Genomic DNA, 14790 nt, shown 5'->3' on the forward strand with positions numbered 1-14790 from the left:
CGGGTGTCGGATCTGTGAAGGAAATGTGACAGAATTGAGCCGTCGGTCAACTGTCTGAAAAAAGGGCGACAAGGTTATTCTTGCCGCCCTCCATGCCTGGACTCTGTGCGGCCTATGCCTCGCTGCGCCCGAACAAGGATTTGACGCCGTTGATAAGCGGCACGATGGTCACATTCGACAGTGGCACGATGATGTATTCCGACAGCGGGATCAGCAGCAGCCCCCATACCAGCCCGATGATGCCGTCAAAGAACGCGGTGACAGCCCAAGATACGAGGCCGGCGAATTGCGGAACCGCCTGCGCGGCAGCCTCTGCCTGATGATGGATCCACTCGTAGGGCGCATGCCAGCCCATCTCGTGCAGACCGTGGACGATGATATTGCCGCCGACCCAGATCATCGCTGCGGTGCCGACAATGGTCAGGATCTTCATCAGAACCGGCATCATCTTGACGATGCCACGGCCAAGCGCGGCGATCGGGCCGGTATTTCGCGCGGCCATGGCAACGCCCACGTCGTCAGCCTTGACGATCAGCGCGACAGAGCCATAGACGATCACGGTGATCGCCAAGGCGACGACGAACAGAACGCCCGCTTCCATGCCGTATTTCGCCGCACCGACAAGGGTGCCGCCCGCCATCAGCGCGGTGACTTCGTTCAGCGCGATGGTCATGATCTCGGCCGACAGGATGAAGTCGGTCTTGATCGCACCGGCGACCTTGGTTTCCTCCAGCTTGGTCGGATCACCCTTGCCGCCTTCGTAATGGTCATGGGGATCGTCGGGCGGCGAGATCGCGTGATAGACCTTCTCTGCCCCTTCGAAACACAGATACGACCCGCCCAGCATCAGCAGCGGAGAGATCAGCCAGGGCGCAAAGGCCGACAGCAGCAATGCAATCGGCAGAAGGATCACCACCTTGTTGAAGATCGATCCCTTGGCGATCTTCCAGATGATCGGCAGCTCGCGCTTGGCGTCGAAGCCGGTCACGTATTTCGGCGTCACGGCCGCGTCGTCGATAACCGCGCCGGCGGCCTTGGCCCCGGCCTTCGCCGCCATGCCGGTCACATCGTCGATCGAGGCCGCCGCAACCTTGGCGATCCCTGCCACATCGTCCAAAAGGGCGATCAATCCGCTCATCCGCGATCCTTTCCTGTTCCTTTGCATAATACTGCCGGGGCGGGAAGGTTCCAGCCTGCCAATGCTTGCACCGGGCGCGCGAATGCTTCATCACACGGGCGACATTCTGGGAAAGGGCAAGGGCCATGGCCGATCTGGACGCGAACGCGAAGCCAACCGAGGAAATCGACCTGCGCGAGGTCTTCGGGCTGGACAGCGACATGAAGGTCAAGGGTTTCGCCGAACGGACCGAGCGCGTGCCAGAGATCGACCCGACCTATAAATTCGATCCGGACACCACTTTGGCGATCCTTGCGGGCTTTGCCTATAACCGCCGGGTGATGATCCAGGGCTATCACGGCACCGGCAAATCGACCCATATCGAACAGGTCGCGGCGCGGCTGAACTGGCCCTGCGTCCGGGTGAACCTCGACAGCCACGTTTCCCGGATCGACCTGATCGGCAAGGATGCGATCAAGCTGGTCGATGGCAAGCAGGTCACGGTCTTCCACGAAGGCATCCTGCCCTGGGCACTGCGCAACCAGACCGCCATCGTGTTTGACGAATATGATGCCGGCCGCGCTGACGTTATGTTCGTGATCCAGCGCGTGCTGGAAGCCGACGGCAAGCTGACGCTTCTGGACCAGAACGAGGTCATCACGCCGAACCCATATTTCCGGCTGTTTGCGACTGCGAACACGGTGGGTCTGGGCGACACGACCGGCCTTTATCACGGCACCCAGCAGATCAACCAGGGCCAGATGGACCGCTGGTCGCTGGTTTCGACGCTGAACTATCTGTCGCATGATGCCGAGGCCGCAATCGTTCTGGCCAAGAACCCGAACTATAACAACGAAAAGGGCCGGGCGGTCATCTCCAAGATGGTGACGCTGGCCGACCTGACCCGGACCGCCTTCATGCAGGGCGACCTGTCGACGGTCATGTCGCCGCGCACGGTGATCAGCTGGGCGCAGAACGCCCGCATCTTCGACAACAATGTCGGCTATGCCTTCCGCCTGACCTTCCTGAACAAATGCGACGAGCTGGAACGCCAGACCGTGGCCGAGTTCTATCAGCGCCTGTTCGATGAGGAACTGCCGGAAAGTGCGGCGGCGAAGGCGGGGTGATGCGGGCTCTGGCCGTCGCGAGCGTTCTTGTCTTTAGCGCCGCAGCGGCGCAGGACGTGCTGCAACGCCTCGACGTCAAAGGGTTTCCCCACTTGGCGGCAACCCCGGACAGTCTCGCCCGTTGCGCAGGTCTCCACCGCTTCATGGCGGAGAATCGTGTCGAGATTGGCCCGAATGAGCCGAGATTGCTTTTCGACGCAGCCGCGCCGAATCTCCCTTCAGTCGCTCGGAGCCTGAACGTGATTTCGGAATCTCGCTCTTTCGCGGACATGGTCAGCCAGAGTGAATCGAAATGGGCTACCCCTTGGTCCGCCAGTGAGGGCGACAGCGAAGGACGAGTCGCATTGCAGTGGTTGATGATAGAGCAATACTATGGCTGCCTCGGAATGATCGACGATCTCATCGGTGCAGGTAGGCTGGAGGTTCCATGAACAAGACCGACAACCCCGCCGATCCGTTCAAGAAGGCCCTGACCGAGGCGACGCGCGCGCTGGCGGACGAAGCCGAGTTGAGCGTGACCTTTACCGCCGATCCCTCGGGGGTGACGGGCGACACGATGCGGCTGCCGCAGGTCTCGCGCCGGATGACCCGCGACGAGATCGTGCAGGCGCGCGGCACCGCCGATGCGCTGGCGATGCGGCTGCGCCATCACGACCCGGCGACCCACGCGAAATACGCCCCCGCCGGACCGATGGCGCGCGAAATCTTCGATGCGGTTGAAACCACCCGCGTCGAGGCGCTTGGCGCGCGCGACATGCCGGGCGCGCTGTCCAATATCGACGCCAAGATGGGGGCCGAGGCCGAGCGGCGCGGCTATGCTCAAGTCCGCCAGCCCGCCGATGTGCCCCTGGCCGTGGCTGCCGGCTATCTGCTGCGCGAGGCGGCGACGGGGCGGCCGCTGCCCCCGGCGGCGGCCCATGCGGCCGAATTGTGGCGACCCTTTGTGACCCAGCAAGCAGGTCATGTGCTGGACGCGGCGCGCGAGACGATGGCAGATCAGGCTGCCTTCGCACGCTTGGCGCGGCAGATGATCTCTGATCTCGGTTACGGCGACCAACTGGGCGAAGACCCGGACGCCGAACCGGAAGACGATGCCAGCGAGGAAGCCGAACCCGATCCCGAATCCGGCGACAATCAGGCCCGCGATCAGGACGAATCCGAGGATAACGAGGCCTCGCCCGAACGCAGCCAGGAACGCACGCAGGACGAACGGCAGGCGCAGGTCTCGATGGACGATTCGTCCGAGGAGATGATGTCGGAAGAAGCCGACATGCCCGACAGCGAGATGCCGCAGGAACTGCCGCCGCCGGTCAGCGATGCCAGCGCCGATTACAAGGTCTATACGCAGGCCTTCGACGAAGAAATCAAGGCCGAGGATCTGGCCGAACCGGCGGAACTTGAACGGCTGCGTGCCTATCTGGACAAGCAACTGGAACCCCTGCGCGGGGCGGTCAGCAGGCTGGCAAACAAGCTGCAGCGCCGGTTGCAGGCGCAGCAAAGCCGCAGCTGGGAATTCGACAAGGAAGAAGGCGTGCTGGATGCGGGCCGTCTGGCCCGCGTGGTCGCTAACCCGACGACGCCCCTGTCCTTCAAGATCGAAAAGGACACCGAGTTTCGCGACACCGTGGTGACGCTGCTGATCGACAATTCGGGATCCATGCGCGGCCGCCCCATCAGCATCGCCGCCATCTGCGCCGACGTGCTGGCCCGCACGCTGGAACGCAGCCAGGTCAAGGTCGAAATCCTCGGCTTTACCACTCGCGCCTGGAAGGGCGGCCAAAGCCGCGAGCAGTGGCTGAAGGACAACCGCCCGGCGCTGCCGGGCCGGCTGAACGATCTTCGCCACATCATTTACAAGGGCGCGGATGCGCCCTGGCGGCGGGTGCGTCCGAACCTTGGCCTGATGATGAAGGAAGGGCTGCTGAAGGAAAACATCGATGGCGAGGCGCTGGAATGGGCGCATCGCCGGCTGGTCAAACGGTCCGAGGCCCGCAAGATCCTGATGGTGATTTCCGATGGCGCGCCCGTTGATGACAGCACGCTGTCGGTGAACCCCGCCAACTATCTGGAAAAGCATCTGCGCGACGTGATCGCCATGATCGAAAAGCGCCGGCAGGTGGAATTGCTGGCCATCGGGATCGGCCATGATGTGACCCGCTATTACGAACGCGCCGTCACGATCACTGATGCCGAACAGCTGGGCGGGGCGATGACCGAACAGCTGGCCGGCCTGTTCGAGGCCGACCCGCGCCAGCGCGCGCGGGCGATGGGGCGTTCACGCATCGGGGGAAGATAGCCATGGCGGGCAATCCGAACGATCCGGATGAGAACGAGGTTGTGCTGGAAATCTCGGCCGAGGATCTCGCCTCGGCCGATCTGATCGGCCCCAAGATCGCCGCCTTCGCCCGCCTGCGCGAGGATATCGCGGCGGCCGACTTTGACGGCGGGGCGGTCAGCCTACGCTATCACAGCGGCGGTGAAATGGCGCTGGATGTGTCGGAGCTTCTGGGCTTTCTGCGGCAGGCCCCGGACGGGCAGGCGGTGATGGACATCCTCGATGATGCGCTGACAGAGCCGTCCGAGGACGAGGGCTATCTGCTGCCGGTGCTGAAGGGCGCCGACTATATCGAAACCGTGCAGGCACAGCTGCGCGAGGCGGGCGCGCCCGCCGACCAGCCGCTGCCTTTCTGGTATCAGCCGCTGCGCACCGGGCTGAATGTCGTGCTGATGCACGATACGCCGCAGATGATGCGCTCTGTCTCCGAGGCCGAACTGGCAGGGGCCGGACTGGATCTGGACATGGCGCGCCAGCAGGCCATGCAGGATCTGGCCCGCTTCTGCCACGAACGCGACCTTCAGGTCGGTTCTATCGACGACAAGCTGTTCCAGTTGCAGCTGGACGGGAATTACGAGGCAAGCACCTATTTCCTGTCAGGTCTGTGGGACGATATTCAGGACGAATTCGGCGCCCCGCCTGCCGCGCTGTTTGCCGCCCGCAACGTGGTGATCTATGCCAATAGCGCCGATGCAGAGGCCATGCGCCTGCTGCAGATCGTCGCGGCACCGGGCGATGAAGTTCCCGCCCATGCAATCGCACCGCATCAGATCCTTTACTGGACCGATGACGGCTGGTCGCTTCTGCCTGCTCAGGACGCGCCGGGCTTGCCTCATTAACCGACAGGAAGACCATGTTTCAGACCTTCACCGAAACCTCGGACCCCGCACAACATGCGCCGCGCCTCGCCGCGCTGCGCAAGGCCATGGCGGCAGAAGGGCTGGACGCCTTCATGGTTCCGCGCGCCGATGCGCATCAGGGCGAATATGTCGCCGATGCCGATGCGCGCCTGCGCTGGCTGACCGGGTTTTCCGGCAGTGCCGGGCAGGCGATCGTGACCGTCGATCAGGCGGGTGTTTTCGTCGATGGTCGCTATCGCGTGCAGGTCAAGGCCGAGGTCGACCTGGACCATTTCACCCCCGTCCCCTTCCCCGAGATGAAGCCCGCCGACTGGCTGACCGAGGCGCTGCCCGATGGTGGCCGCGTCGGCTTTGATCCGTGGCTGCATACCCATCGCGAGATCGCGGATCTGCGCAAGCGGCTGGAAGTTGAGGGGATCGCGCTGTTGCCGGTCGCGAACCTTGTCGACCGGGTCTGGACCGACCGGCCGGATGCGCCCGTCGGGCAGGTGCGGCTGCATGATGACGCGTTGGCGGGCCAGACGGCTGCACAGAAGCGCGCACAGATCGCAGCTGCGTTGGCCAAGGCCGGGCAGGGCGCGGCGGTCATCACGCTGGCCGATTCGCTGGCATGGCTGCTGAATATTCGCGGGGCCGATCTGCCCCGCAACCCGGTGGTGCTGGGCTTTGCGGTGATTGACGATAGCGGCGCGGTGCAGGTCTTTGCCGATCCGGCGAAATTCGACGACGCCGTGCGGCGTCATCTGGGTAACGAAGTTTCTATCATCCACGCCGACGGTTTCCCGGCCGCTCTTGCAACGCTTGACGGTACGGTCCGGGTCGATCCTGCCTCGGCACCCGAGGCGGTGTTCCAGATCCTGACCGAACAGGGCACCACTGTCATCGCGGCAGATGACCCGGTGGTGCTGCCCAAGGCACTGAAAAATTCCGCTGAAATCGACGGTATGCGCGCGGCACACCTGACAGATGGGGCGGTGATGGCGCGGTTTTTGGCTTGGCTGGACAGGACCGCGCCGGGCGGGCTGACCGAAATCGACGTGGTCACCAAGTTGGAGGAGCTGCGGCGCGAGGCAGGGATCCTCGACATCAGTTTCGACACCATCGCGGGCGTCGGTCCGAATGCAGCGCTGCCGCATTACCACGTATCCAAGGACAGCAACCTGCCGCTGGCCAATGGGCAGGTGCTGCTGGTCGATTCGGGCGGGCAATATGCGAATGGCACCACTGACATCACCCGCACCGTGGCCGTGGGTGAGATGGGGCCAGAGGTCCGCGATGCCTTCACCCGCGTGTTGCAGGGCATGATCGGCCTCTCTCGGCTGCGCTTCCCCAAGGGTGTGGCCGGGCGCGATCTGGATGCGGTGGCGCGCGCGCCGCTGTGGGTTGCCGGGCTGGATTTCGATCACGGCACCGGGCACGGCGTCGGCGCCGCGCTTTGCGTCCATGAAGGCCCGGCACGGATCAGCCGCGCGTCAGAGGTGCCGTTACAAACCGGGATGATCCTGTCGAACGAACCCGGCTATTACCGCGAGGGTGCCTTCGGCATCCGCATCGAAAACCTGATCGTCATCACCCCGGCAGACAGCCCTGACGGGCGCGAGATGCTGGGCTTCGAGACGCTGACTTTCGCGCCCATTGACCGGCGCATGATCGTGACAGAGATGCTGTCACCCGCCGAACGCGACTGGCTGAACCGCTATCATGAGGAGGTCTTCCGCAAGATCGGCCCGCTGGTCGATGCGGAAACCCGGACCTGGCTGCAATCGGCAACAGCCCTGATCTGATCCTTGGTGAACGCCGCGCCCCGAAAGGCGCGGCGTTTTTTATTCAGGCCAGCAGCAGCACCGCGCCGATGATGGCGCCGGTGAACAGCAAGGCCACGACGCAGAAGCCCATAATGTCGCGCGGCTTCAGTCCTGCGATCCCCAGCATCGGCAGCGCCCAGAACGGCTGCAGCAGGTTCGTCCAGGCATCACCCCAGGCCACGCCCATAATGACCTTGGCGGTATCGGCGTTCAGCGCCTGCGCGGCCGGCAGCATGATCGGCGCCTGAACTGCCCATTGTCCGCCGCCCGAGGGCACGAAGATGTTGACGATCCCGGCCGAGATGAAGCTCCAGAAGGGCAGGGTCTGCGCGGTAGAGATCGCCACGAACCATTCCGACATTGTCGCCGCCAGCCCCGATCCGGTCATGATCGCCATGATCCCGGCATAGAAGGGGAATTGCAGCACGATGCCGGCGCCGCCCTTTACGGCCTGTTCCAGCGCTGCCAGCAGGCTGCGCGCGGTGCCATGCAGGACGATGCCGACAAACAGGAACATAAAGTTCACCACGTCAAGGTTCAGCCCGCCGCCGCCAAGGAAATAGCTAAGCAGCCAGATCACGCCGGGAATGCCCACGGCCCACATCAGGATCCGCGAGTTTTCCAACCGCTCTGCCGGGGTGGCATTGGTGGGCAGGGGCTCGGGGTCGGTATTGCTGCCCAGCTTGGCCGGGTCGACCAGAACGGTTTCATCCTCGCGCGGGATCATCATGTAGTTGATCAGCGGCAGGGCGACGAAGATCAGCGCCACGATCAGCAGGTTCCACCAGGAAAAGATGGTGGCAGAGGTCGGTATGATCCCGATCACGCTTTCGGTGAAATGTTCCGGCGTGGCGACCGTCAGCGGAATCGAGCCGGAAATTCCGCCATGCCAGACCACGAAGCCCGAATAGGCCGAGGCGACAAGCAGCCGGTAATCCACCTTGACCTGCCGGGCGAGTTCGCGCGCGAAGATCGCGCCGACGACCAGGCCAAAACCCCAGTTCAGCCAACTGGCCGCCAGCGACACCAGCGTCACCAGGATAATCGCGGAACCGGCAGAGGTGGCAAAAGCTGCCAGCCGTTCCAGCATCCGCTTGACCGGTGGCGAGGTCGCCAGGATGAAGCCCGTGACCAACACCAGCAGCATCTGCATGGCGAAGCTGAGCAGTTTCCAGAAGCCGTCCCCCCACATCGCAATGATGTCCAGCGGGTTCGAACCTTCGATGCCGATGGCGGCCAGCATGACCACCAGCGTCAGAATCAAGACGAACACGAATGCGTCCGGCAGCCACCGCTCCATCAGGCGGGTGGCGGGGCGCGACAGGATGCGCAGCATGAATTCCTCCTCATTTTTAATGAAGTTCAGCTTGCTATGCGCGAAACCTAAGGGCAACCTTCGCGTGCAGCCAAAACTGAAAACGCCCGCCGGATGGCGGGCGTTTGTCGTCAGTGGAGGATGCGATCAGCCGATGGCGGCCAGCCGGACCTGATCGTCGACCTTGTCGAAATACTGCGCGAAGTTGTCCGAGAACATCTGCACCAGCTTCTGCGCCTGCCGGTCGTAGGCAGCACCGTCATCCCAGGTCCGGCGCGGCTCCAGCAGCACGTCCGATACGCCCGGCACCGATACCGGAACCTCAAAGCCGAAATTCGGGTCCTTGCGGAACTGCGCGTCGTTCAGCGACCCATCCAGCGCCGCCGTCAGCAGCGCGCGGGTGGCCTTGATCGGCATCCGGCTGCCGGTGCCGAAAGCGCCGCCGGTCCAGCCGGTATTGACCAGCCAGCAGGTCGCACCCGTCGCGGCGATCTTTTGTTGCAGCAACTCGCCATAAGCTTCCGGTCGGCGCGGCATGAACGGCGCGCCGAAGCAGGTCGAGAAGGTCGGCGTCGGTTCCGTCACGCCCACTTCCGTCCCCGGCGTCTTCGAGGTGAAGCCCGACAGGAAGTGATACATCGCCTGCGCCGGCGTCAGCCGCGCGATCGGCGGCAGCACACCGTAGGCGTCGCAGGTCAGCATGATGATGTTTTTCGGCACACCGCCCAGACCTGTCGCCGACGCGTTCGAGATATAGTCCAGCGGATAGGCACAGCGCATGTTCTCGGTGATCGAGCTATCCTCGAAGTCGAGTTCCAGCGTCTCGGCGTCATAGACCATATTCTCGATCACGGTGCCGAATTTATGCGTGGTCGCAAAGATTTCCGGCTCTGCCTTGGGCGAGAGGTTGATGGTCTTGGCATAGCATCCGCCTTCGAAATTGAAGACGCCCTTATCGGACCAGCCATGTTCGTCATCGCCGATCAGAACCCGCGACGGGTCCGCCGACAGCGTGGTCTTGCCAGTGCCCGACAGCCCGAAGAAGATCGCCACGTCGCTTTCGTCGCCGGGCGCATGGTTGGCGCTGCAATGCATCGGCATGACGCCGCGACCAGGCAGGATATAGTTCAGCAGTGTGAAGACGCTTTTCTTGTTCTCGCCCGAATATTCGGTGTTGCCGATCAGGATCAGCTTCTTTTCGAAGTTCAGCGCGATCACGGTTTCGCTGCGGGTGCCGTGGCGTTCCGGGTCGGCCTTGAAGCTGGGGCAGTTGATGATGGTGAATTCGGGCATGAAGCCGGCCAGTTCCGACGCTTCGGGACGGCGCAGCAGGTGGCGGATGAACAGGTTGTGCCAGGCCAGTTCGGACACGACGCGCACGTCAAGGCGCTGTTCGGCATCGGCCCCGGCATAGAGGTCCTGCACGAAATATTCGCGGCCCTTCATATGCGCCAGCATGTCGGCATGCAGAAGGTCGAACGACTCGGGCGACATCGGCTTGTTGTTTTCCCACCAGATCGAGTCCTCGACCTCGGGGCTGCGGACGACGAATTTGTCCTTGGGAGACCGACCGGTGTGTTTTCCGGTCGAAACCAGAAAAGCGCCGCCCAGACCCAGCTTGCCCTCGCCACGCGATACGGCGTGTTCAATCAGAGCGGGTTCCAGCAGGTTATAGTAAACCGCGCCAACGCCCTCGATTCCCTGATCTTCCAGTTTGAAATTTGGGTTTACCCGAGGGTGCGACATGGGGAATATCTCCGCTTGGCGAGGACAGGAGCGTCCATATCGGTCCCTATAACATGGAGATTTTGTGAAAACAGAGGCGTTAACCGCATGTTAGCGAAATCACTCGCGGTTAGCGCAATCATGGCGTAGGGGACGCTGAGGCGATAGCCGAATCTAGCTGTGACGAAGGGCCAGAAAGTGATTCGAACCGAGACGATTCATGCCAGTGCGGTGGCGCTGGAAGGGCGGGGGGTGCTGATCCTTGGGCCATCGGGATCGGGGAAGTCGTCACTCGCCTTGCAGTTGATCGGTCTGGGTGGTCAGTTGATCGGCGATGACCGGATCGTACTGCATCGCGCCGATGATGCGATCGTCGCGTCCGCACCGGCCGCCCTTGATGGGCTGATCGAGGCGCGTGGGATCGGGCTGATCCGCGTGCCCTGCGGCCCTGCGCCCCTTCGGCTGGTGGTGGACCTGGGCCGGACCGAGCCGGAACGGCTGCCGCCAATCCGCCACACTAGCCTAATGGATATGCCGCTACCCCTTGTTCTTGGACCGTTAACGGCCCATCTTTCACCGGCGATCTGCCTGTTATTGCGGGGCGGGCGCATCGATCCAGAATCAGATCTGTCACCGGAAACGCGATGATTGATATTTCCGCCCAGCACATGACCACGACAGAGGGCGGCACCGAAGATGTGCAGACCAGGGTGGTGCTGGTTACAGGACCGTCGGGGGCAGGGCGCTCCACGGCGATCAACGTGCTGGAAGACCTCGGCTATGAGGCCATCGACAACCTGCCTTTGTCGCTGGTCCCCCGACTGCTGGACGGACCATCCCGGCCGGCACCGCTGGCCCTTGGGCTGGACGTGCGCAACCGGGACTTCTCGGCCTCGGCGGTGATCGAACTGATCGACCGGCTGACCCGCAACCCGCGTTATCAGCCCGAAGTACTGTATCTGGATTGCGATTCCACGACGCTGGTGCGTCGCTTCAATGAAACCCGCCGCCGTCATCCGATGGCCGAGGCCGGCGCGCCGCTGGATGGAATTCAGGCTGAAAAGGACCTGCTGGGGCCGATCAAGGGGCGGGCGGATGTTCTGGTCAATACGTCAGAGATGACGCCCCATGACCTGAAGGCCGAACTGGCGCGGTTTTTCGAAACCGTCGCGGCCAACCGGCTGACGGTCTCGGTCCAGAGCTTTTCGTATAAGCGTGGGGTTCCGCGTGGGATCGACATGATGTTCGACTGCCGGTTCCTCGACAATCCGCATTGGCACGCCGAGCTGCGTGCACAGGACGGCCGCGATGCGGCCGTTCAGCATTTCGTGCAGGCCGATCCGCGCTTCACGGAATTCTTCGACCGGGTGCGCGACCTGATTCTTTTCGTGTTGCCGGCGCATCTGTCCGAAGGCAAAACCCATCTTGCAATCGGATTCGGCTGCACCGGCGGACAACATCGTTCCGTCACATTGACGGAATTGATGTCGCTGGCGCTTGCCGAACACGGCTGGCAGGTGTCTAAACGCCACAGAGAACTCGAACGCCGCGATGCTGACGCGGCACATCATACAGTTTCGGCTTCCACGCTTCAGGGAACGCAGATTTGATCGGAATTGTCATCGTTGCACATGGCGGCCTGGCGCGGGAATACCTCGCGGCAATGGAACATGTCGTGGGCCCGCAGGCCGGTGTGCGCACCGTTACCATCGAAGATATCCATGACCGCGCTGCCAAAAGTCGCGAGATCTGTATCGCCACCGATGAGGTCGATGAAGGCGACGGGGTCGTTGTCGTTACTGACCTGTTCGGCGGATCGCCGTCCAACCTGTCGCTGCCGGCCTGTTCGGCCCGCAATCGGGTGATTCTTTACGGTGCCAACCTGCCCATGCTGGTCAAGCTGGCCAAGCTGCGCCACCTGCCGGCCGATCAGGCCGCAGCCATGGCTGCCGAAGCCGGGCGCAAATACATCGACAGCTATAATGTCTTTGAGGATGTGGCCCCCCGCAGGGTCGCGCAATGACCGACGGCACCAGTCGGGTTTTGCCGATCGTCAACGAAAAAGGCCTGCACGCCCGGGCTTCGGCGAAATTCGTCGAAACGGTTGAACGATTCGATGCCGAGGCGCGGGTGACCCGCGACGGCATGACGGTCTCGGGCGATTCGATCATGGGTTTGCTGATGTTGGCCGCGGGGCGCGGTTGCGAGATTGCATTGCAGACCTCTGGCCCGCAGGCGGCCGAACTCGCCGATGCGCTGACGGACCTGGTCGCTCAGCGATTTGGCGAGGACGCTTGAGTTTTGCCTGATCGCCGGCCCTATCATCACGGTAATCTGCGCGAGGCCCTGATCGAGGCGGCCATCGGCCTGATCGCCGAGAACGGGCCGCGCGGTTTCAGCCTGGCCGAAGCCGCGCGTCGCGCCGGCGTTTCGCCGGCTGCGCCCTACCGCCATTTCAAAGGGCGCGACGACCTGCTGGAGGAAATCGCACGGCGGGGCTTTGATGAGTTCGCCGACGCCATGAAGGCTGCATGGGATGACGGTCGGCCCAATCCGCTGGCTGCTTTTGGCCGCATGGGCCAATGCTATCTGGACTTCGCCCGCGAACGTCCCGCCTTCTATGTCGCCATGTTTGAAAGCGACATCACCATGTCCGACAATGTCGCGTTGTGGGAAGCCTCGGAACGCGGCTTTGGCATGCTTATTCACGCGGCCGAGGAACTGTCCGCGCCCTTGCCCAAGGACCGCAGGCCGCCGGCGCGGATGTTCGCCAATCACATCTGGGCGCTGTCTCATGGCGTGGTCGAACTGTTCGCGCGCGGCAAGCCCGGGGTGCGTTCGCCCATCTCGGCCGAAGACATGCTGAATTCGGGCGTGCTGATCTATTTGCGCGGCCTGGGGCTGATCGGCGACTGACCCATTTTCGACCCCGCTGCGGCCATGTCGCATTTTTCCGGATCGGCCACTTGATCGGGGCCGCAGCTTCACCACATTGATTAATGTGAATACCATTCACATTAACATGGAGAGAACGATGGACTATGGTTCGACCACCTATTACCACCCGACGAGGCAATGGCAGCCGGGGCTGATGACCCGCGCCAAGCACGCTCTCGGGCGGGGCCGTGACTGGCTGGATGATCGGGGCCGTCCGGCCTGGATTCTGGCCATGATCGCCGGCTTCATCTTCGTCTGGCCGGTCGGCCTGGCGCTTCTTGTCTATATGATCGGGACCAATCGAATGTTCAGCTGTGCAAATCGCCGTCAGTCCTCGACCCGCCAATATGGCCGCAGTTCGGGCAATACCGCCTTCGACGCTTACCGCGCCGAGACCCTGAAACGCCTTGAAGACGAGCACGAGGAGTTCATGGCCTTCCTGACCCGCCTGCGCGAAGCCCGTGACCGGGCCGAGTTCGAGCAATTCATGGCTGACCGCCGTGAAGCGCCTGCGCAGGGCCAGGACAGCCCGCGCGATCAGGACTGATCGCAACCAGATGAAAAGGGCCGGGGGGCTTGCGCTTCCCGGCCCTTTTGTTTTCGCGCCGTTTTCAGCGCGTCGGCACCGGCGTCTCGCCGGAATAATCGTAAAAGCCGCGCCCGGTCTTGCGGCCCAGCCAACCTGCCTCGACATATTTCACCAGCAGCGGGCAGGGGCGGTATTTTGTATCGGCCAGCCCGTCATGCAGCACGTTCATGATTGCCAGGCAGGTATCCAGCCCGATGAAATCGCCCAGTTCCAGCGGACCCATCGGCCAGTTGGCGCCCAGCTTCATCGACTGGTCGATGGATTTGACGGAACCCACACCCTCATACAGCGTATAGACCGCCTCGTTGATCATCGGGATCAGGATGCGGTTGACGATAAAGGCCGGGAAGTCTTCGGCTGTGGCCGAGGTCTTGCCGATCTTTTCGACGACCTCCACCAAGGTCTTGTAGGTTTCTTCGTCGGTGGCGATGCCACGGATCAACTCGACCAGTTGCATGACTGGGACCGGGTTCATGAAGTGGAAGCCCATGAACTTGTGCGGCCGGTCGGTGCGGCTGGCCATCCGCGTGATCGAGATCGACGAGGTGTTCGAGGTCAGGATCGTTTCCGGCTTCAGGTGCGGCAGAAGCTCGGCGAAGATGGCATTCTTGACGTCTTCCTTCTCGGTCGCGGCCTCGATGACGAGATCGCAGGGGCCAAGATCGGTGAGCGTCAGCGTGGTGCTGATGCGTGCGAGGGTGGCATCCCTGTCGGCCGCGGTGATCTTGTCTCCCTTGACCTGCCGGTCGAGGTTTTTCGTCACCGTCGCCAGCGCTTTTTTCAGCGCCTCCTCGCTGACATCGGTCAGCAATACGTCATAGCCCGCCAGCGCGAAGACATGGGCAATGCCGTTGCCCATCTGTCCCGCCCCGATCACACCCACCGATTGTATGGTCATGCCGTTCCCCCTGTTGTTCGGCGGACGATAGGGCGGCGGGCGGCGCGGATCAATGCGGAACACCCCGTCAGAGCGTGACGTC

15 protein-coding genes are annotated in these 14790 nt (G+C 62.9%); 11 read left to right on the forward strand and 4 right to left on the reverse strand.

The window, feature by feature from the left end; genetic code table 11:
• Window positions 1-112: 112 nt before the first annotated feature.
• A complete protein-coding gene (locus G7044_RS00290) occupies window positions 113-1138 on the reverse strand; it encodes a DUF808 domain-containing protein (protein ID WP_166324255.1) in 1026 nt (341 codons plus the stop codon).
• Between the two features lie 125 nt (window positions 1139-1263).
• On the opposite strand from G7044_RS00290, the gene cobS reads away from it, so the two are divergent.
• Genes cobS through G7044_RS00315 form a run of 5 tightly spaced genes read left to right on the forward strand, consistent with a single transcriptional unit; the run spans window position 1264 to window position 7223 of the window.
• Window positions 1264-2244 carry a cobaltochelatase subunit CobS gene (gene cobS / locus G7044_RS00295; RefSeq protein WP_166324259.1) on the forward strand — a complete coding sequence of 327 codons (981 nt, stop codon included), beginning with the start codon at window positions 1264-1266 and terminating at the stop codon, window positions 2242-2244.
• A complete protein-coding gene (locus tag G7044_RS00300; protein ID WP_166324262.1) occupies window positions 2244-2675 on the forward strand; it encodes a hypothetical protein in 432 nt (143 codons plus the stop codon). The genes cobS and G7044_RS00300 overlap by 1 nt, the downstream gene beginning before the upstream one ends.
• Window positions 2672-4540, forward strand: a complete 1869-nt coding sequence (gene cobT / locus G7044_RS00305) for a cobaltochelatase subunit CobT (RefSeq protein WP_166324265.1) — start codon at window positions 2672-2674, stop codon at window positions 4538-4540. The genes G7044_RS00300 and cobT overlap by 4 nt, the downstream gene beginning before the upstream one ends.
• Before the next feature lie 2 nt (window positions 4541-4542).
• Complete coding sequence (locus tag G7044_RS00310) at window positions 4543-5418, forward strand: hypothetical protein (RefSeq protein ID WP_166324268.1); 876 nt, start codon at window positions 4543-4545, stop codon at window positions 5416-5418.
• 14 nt (window positions 5419-5432) lie between these two features.
• Window positions 5433-7223, forward strand: coding sequence for an aminopeptidase P family protein (locus tag G7044_RS00315; RefSeq protein WP_166324271.1), 1791 nt, complete (start codon window positions 5433-5435; stop codon window positions 7221-7223).
• A gap of 43 nt (window positions 7224-7266) precedes the next feature.
• Here the strand turns inward: G7044_RS00315 and G7044_RS00320 are convergent, their stop codons facing one another.
• Window positions 7267-8580: a short-chain fatty acid transporter gene (locus G7044_RS00320; protein WP_166324274.1), complete on the reverse strand. Its 1314-nt coding sequence runs from the start codon at window positions 8578-8580 to the stop codon at window positions 7267-7269.
• 126 nt (window positions 8581-8706) lie between these two features.
• Entirely contained in the window at window positions 8707-10305 is a 1599-nt protein-coding gene (locus G7044_RS00325) for a phosphoenolpyruvate carboxykinase (RefSeq protein ID WP_166324277.1), read from the reverse strand.
• 177 nt (window positions 10306-10482) lie between these two features.
• Here G7044_RS00325 and G7044_RS00330 point away from each other — a divergent pair, with 177 nt between their 5' ends.
• The 6 genes from G7044_RS00330 to G7044_RS00355 all read left to right on the forward strand — a co-directional run bounded on the left by G7044_RS00330 (window position 10483) and on the right by G7044_RS00355 (window position 13768).
• A complete protein-coding gene (locus G7044_RS00330) occupies window positions 10483-10932 on the forward strand; it encodes an HPr kinase/phosphorylase (protein ID WP_166324280.1) in 450 nt (149 codons plus the stop codon).
• A gap of 20 nt (window positions 10933-10952) precedes the next feature.
• Window positions 10953-11894: an RNase adapter RapZ gene (gene rapZ / locus G7044_RS00335; protein ID WP_235931158.1), complete on the forward strand. Its 942-nt coding sequence runs from the start codon at window positions 10953-10955 to the stop codon at window positions 11892-11894.
• Window positions 11891-12307, forward strand: a complete 417-nt coding sequence (locus G7044_RS00340; protein ID WP_166324286.1) for a PTS sugar transporter subunit IIA — start codon at window positions 11891-11893, stop codon at window positions 12305-12307. Before rapZ ends, G7044_RS00340 begins: the two co-directional genes overlap by 4 nt.
• Window positions 12304-12582 carry an HPr family phosphocarrier protein gene (locus G7044_RS00345; RefSeq protein ID WP_166324289.1) on the forward strand — a complete coding sequence of 93 codons (279 nt, stop codon included), beginning with the start codon at window positions 12304-12306 and terminating at the stop codon, window positions 12580-12582. Before G7044_RS00340 ends, G7044_RS00345 begins: the two co-directional genes overlap by 4 nt.
• Window positions 12583-12585: 3 nt before the next feature.
• Window positions 12586-13200: a TetR/AcrR family transcriptional regulator gene (locus G7044_RS00350; protein WP_166324292.1), complete on the forward strand. Its 615-nt coding sequence runs from the start codon at window positions 12586-12588 to the stop codon at window positions 13198-13200.
• 175 nt (window positions 13201-13375) lie between these two features.
• Entirely contained in the window at window positions 13376-13768 is a 393-nt protein-coding gene (locus G7044_RS00355; protein WP_166327202.1) for a DUF2852 domain-containing protein, read from the forward strand.
• A 64-nt stretch (window positions 13769-13832) separates the two neighbouring features.
• Here the strand turns inward: G7044_RS00355 and G7044_RS00360 are convergent, their stop codons facing one another.
• Window positions 13833-14708 (reverse strand): 3-hydroxybutyryl-CoA dehydrogenase, encoded by an 876-nt coding sequence (locus G7044_RS00360; RefSeq protein WP_166324295.1) that lies wholly within the window; start codon window positions 14706-14708, stop codon window positions 13833-13835.
• Window positions 14709-14790: the final 82 nt, after the last annotated feature.

It is taken from the genome of Paracoccus xiamenensis, assembly GCF_011308835.1.
GTDB lineage: Bacteria > Pseudomonadota > Alphaproteobacteria > Rhodobacterales > Rhodobacteraceae > Paracoccus > Paracoccus xiamenensis.

Excerpts from the sequence above, each read along its gene's own strand:
- G7044_RS00325 (WP_166324277.1), bottom strand. The coding sequence starts at position 10,305 with ATGTCGCACCCTCGGGTAAACCCAAATTTCAAACTGGAAGATCAGGGA.
- G7044_RS00310 (WP_166324268.1), top strand. The coding sequence starts at position 4,543 with ATGGCGGGCAATCCGAACGATCCGGATGAGAACGAGGTTGTGCTGGAA.
- G7044_RS00300 (WP_166324262.1), top strand. The coding sequence starts at position 2,244 with ATGCGGGCTCTGGCCGTCGCGAGCGTTCTTGTCTTTAGCGCCGCAGCG.
- rapZ (WP_235931158.1), top strand. The coding sequence starts at position 10,953 with ATGACCACGACAGAGGGCGGCACCGAAGATGTGCAGACCAGGGTGGTG.
- G7044_RS00315 (WP_166324271.1), top strand. The coding sequence starts at position 5,433 with ATGTTTCAGACCTTCACCGAAACCTCGGACCCCGCACAACATGCGCCG.
- G7044_RS00355 (WP_166327202.1), top strand. The coding sequence starts at position 13,376 with ATGACCCGCGCCAAGCACGCTCTCGGGCGGGGCCGTGACTGGCTGGAT.
- G7044_RS00320 (WP_166324274.1), bottom strand. The coding sequence starts at position 8,580 with ATGCTGCGCATCCTGTCGCGCCCCGCCACCCGCCTGATGGAGCGGTGG.
- cobT (WP_166324265.1), top strand. The coding sequence starts at position 2,672 with ATGAACAAGACCGACAACCCCGCCGATCCGTTCAAGAAGGCCCTGACC.
- cobS (WP_166324259.1), top strand. The coding sequence starts at position 1,264 with ATGGCCGATCTGGACGCGAACGCGAAGCCAACCGAGGAAATCGACCTG.
- G7044_RS00290 (WP_166324255.1), bottom strand. The coding sequence starts at position 1,138 with ATGAGCGGATTGATCGCCCTTTTGGACGATGTGGCAGGGATCGCCAAG.
- G7044_RS00345 (WP_166324289.1), top strand. The coding sequence starts at position 12,304 with ATGACCGACGGCACCAGTCGGGTTTTGCCGATCGTCAACGAAAAAGGC.
- G7044_RS00360 (WP_166324295.1), bottom strand. The coding sequence starts at position 14,708 with ATGACCATACAATCGGTGGGTGTGATCGGGGCGGGACAGATGGGCAAC.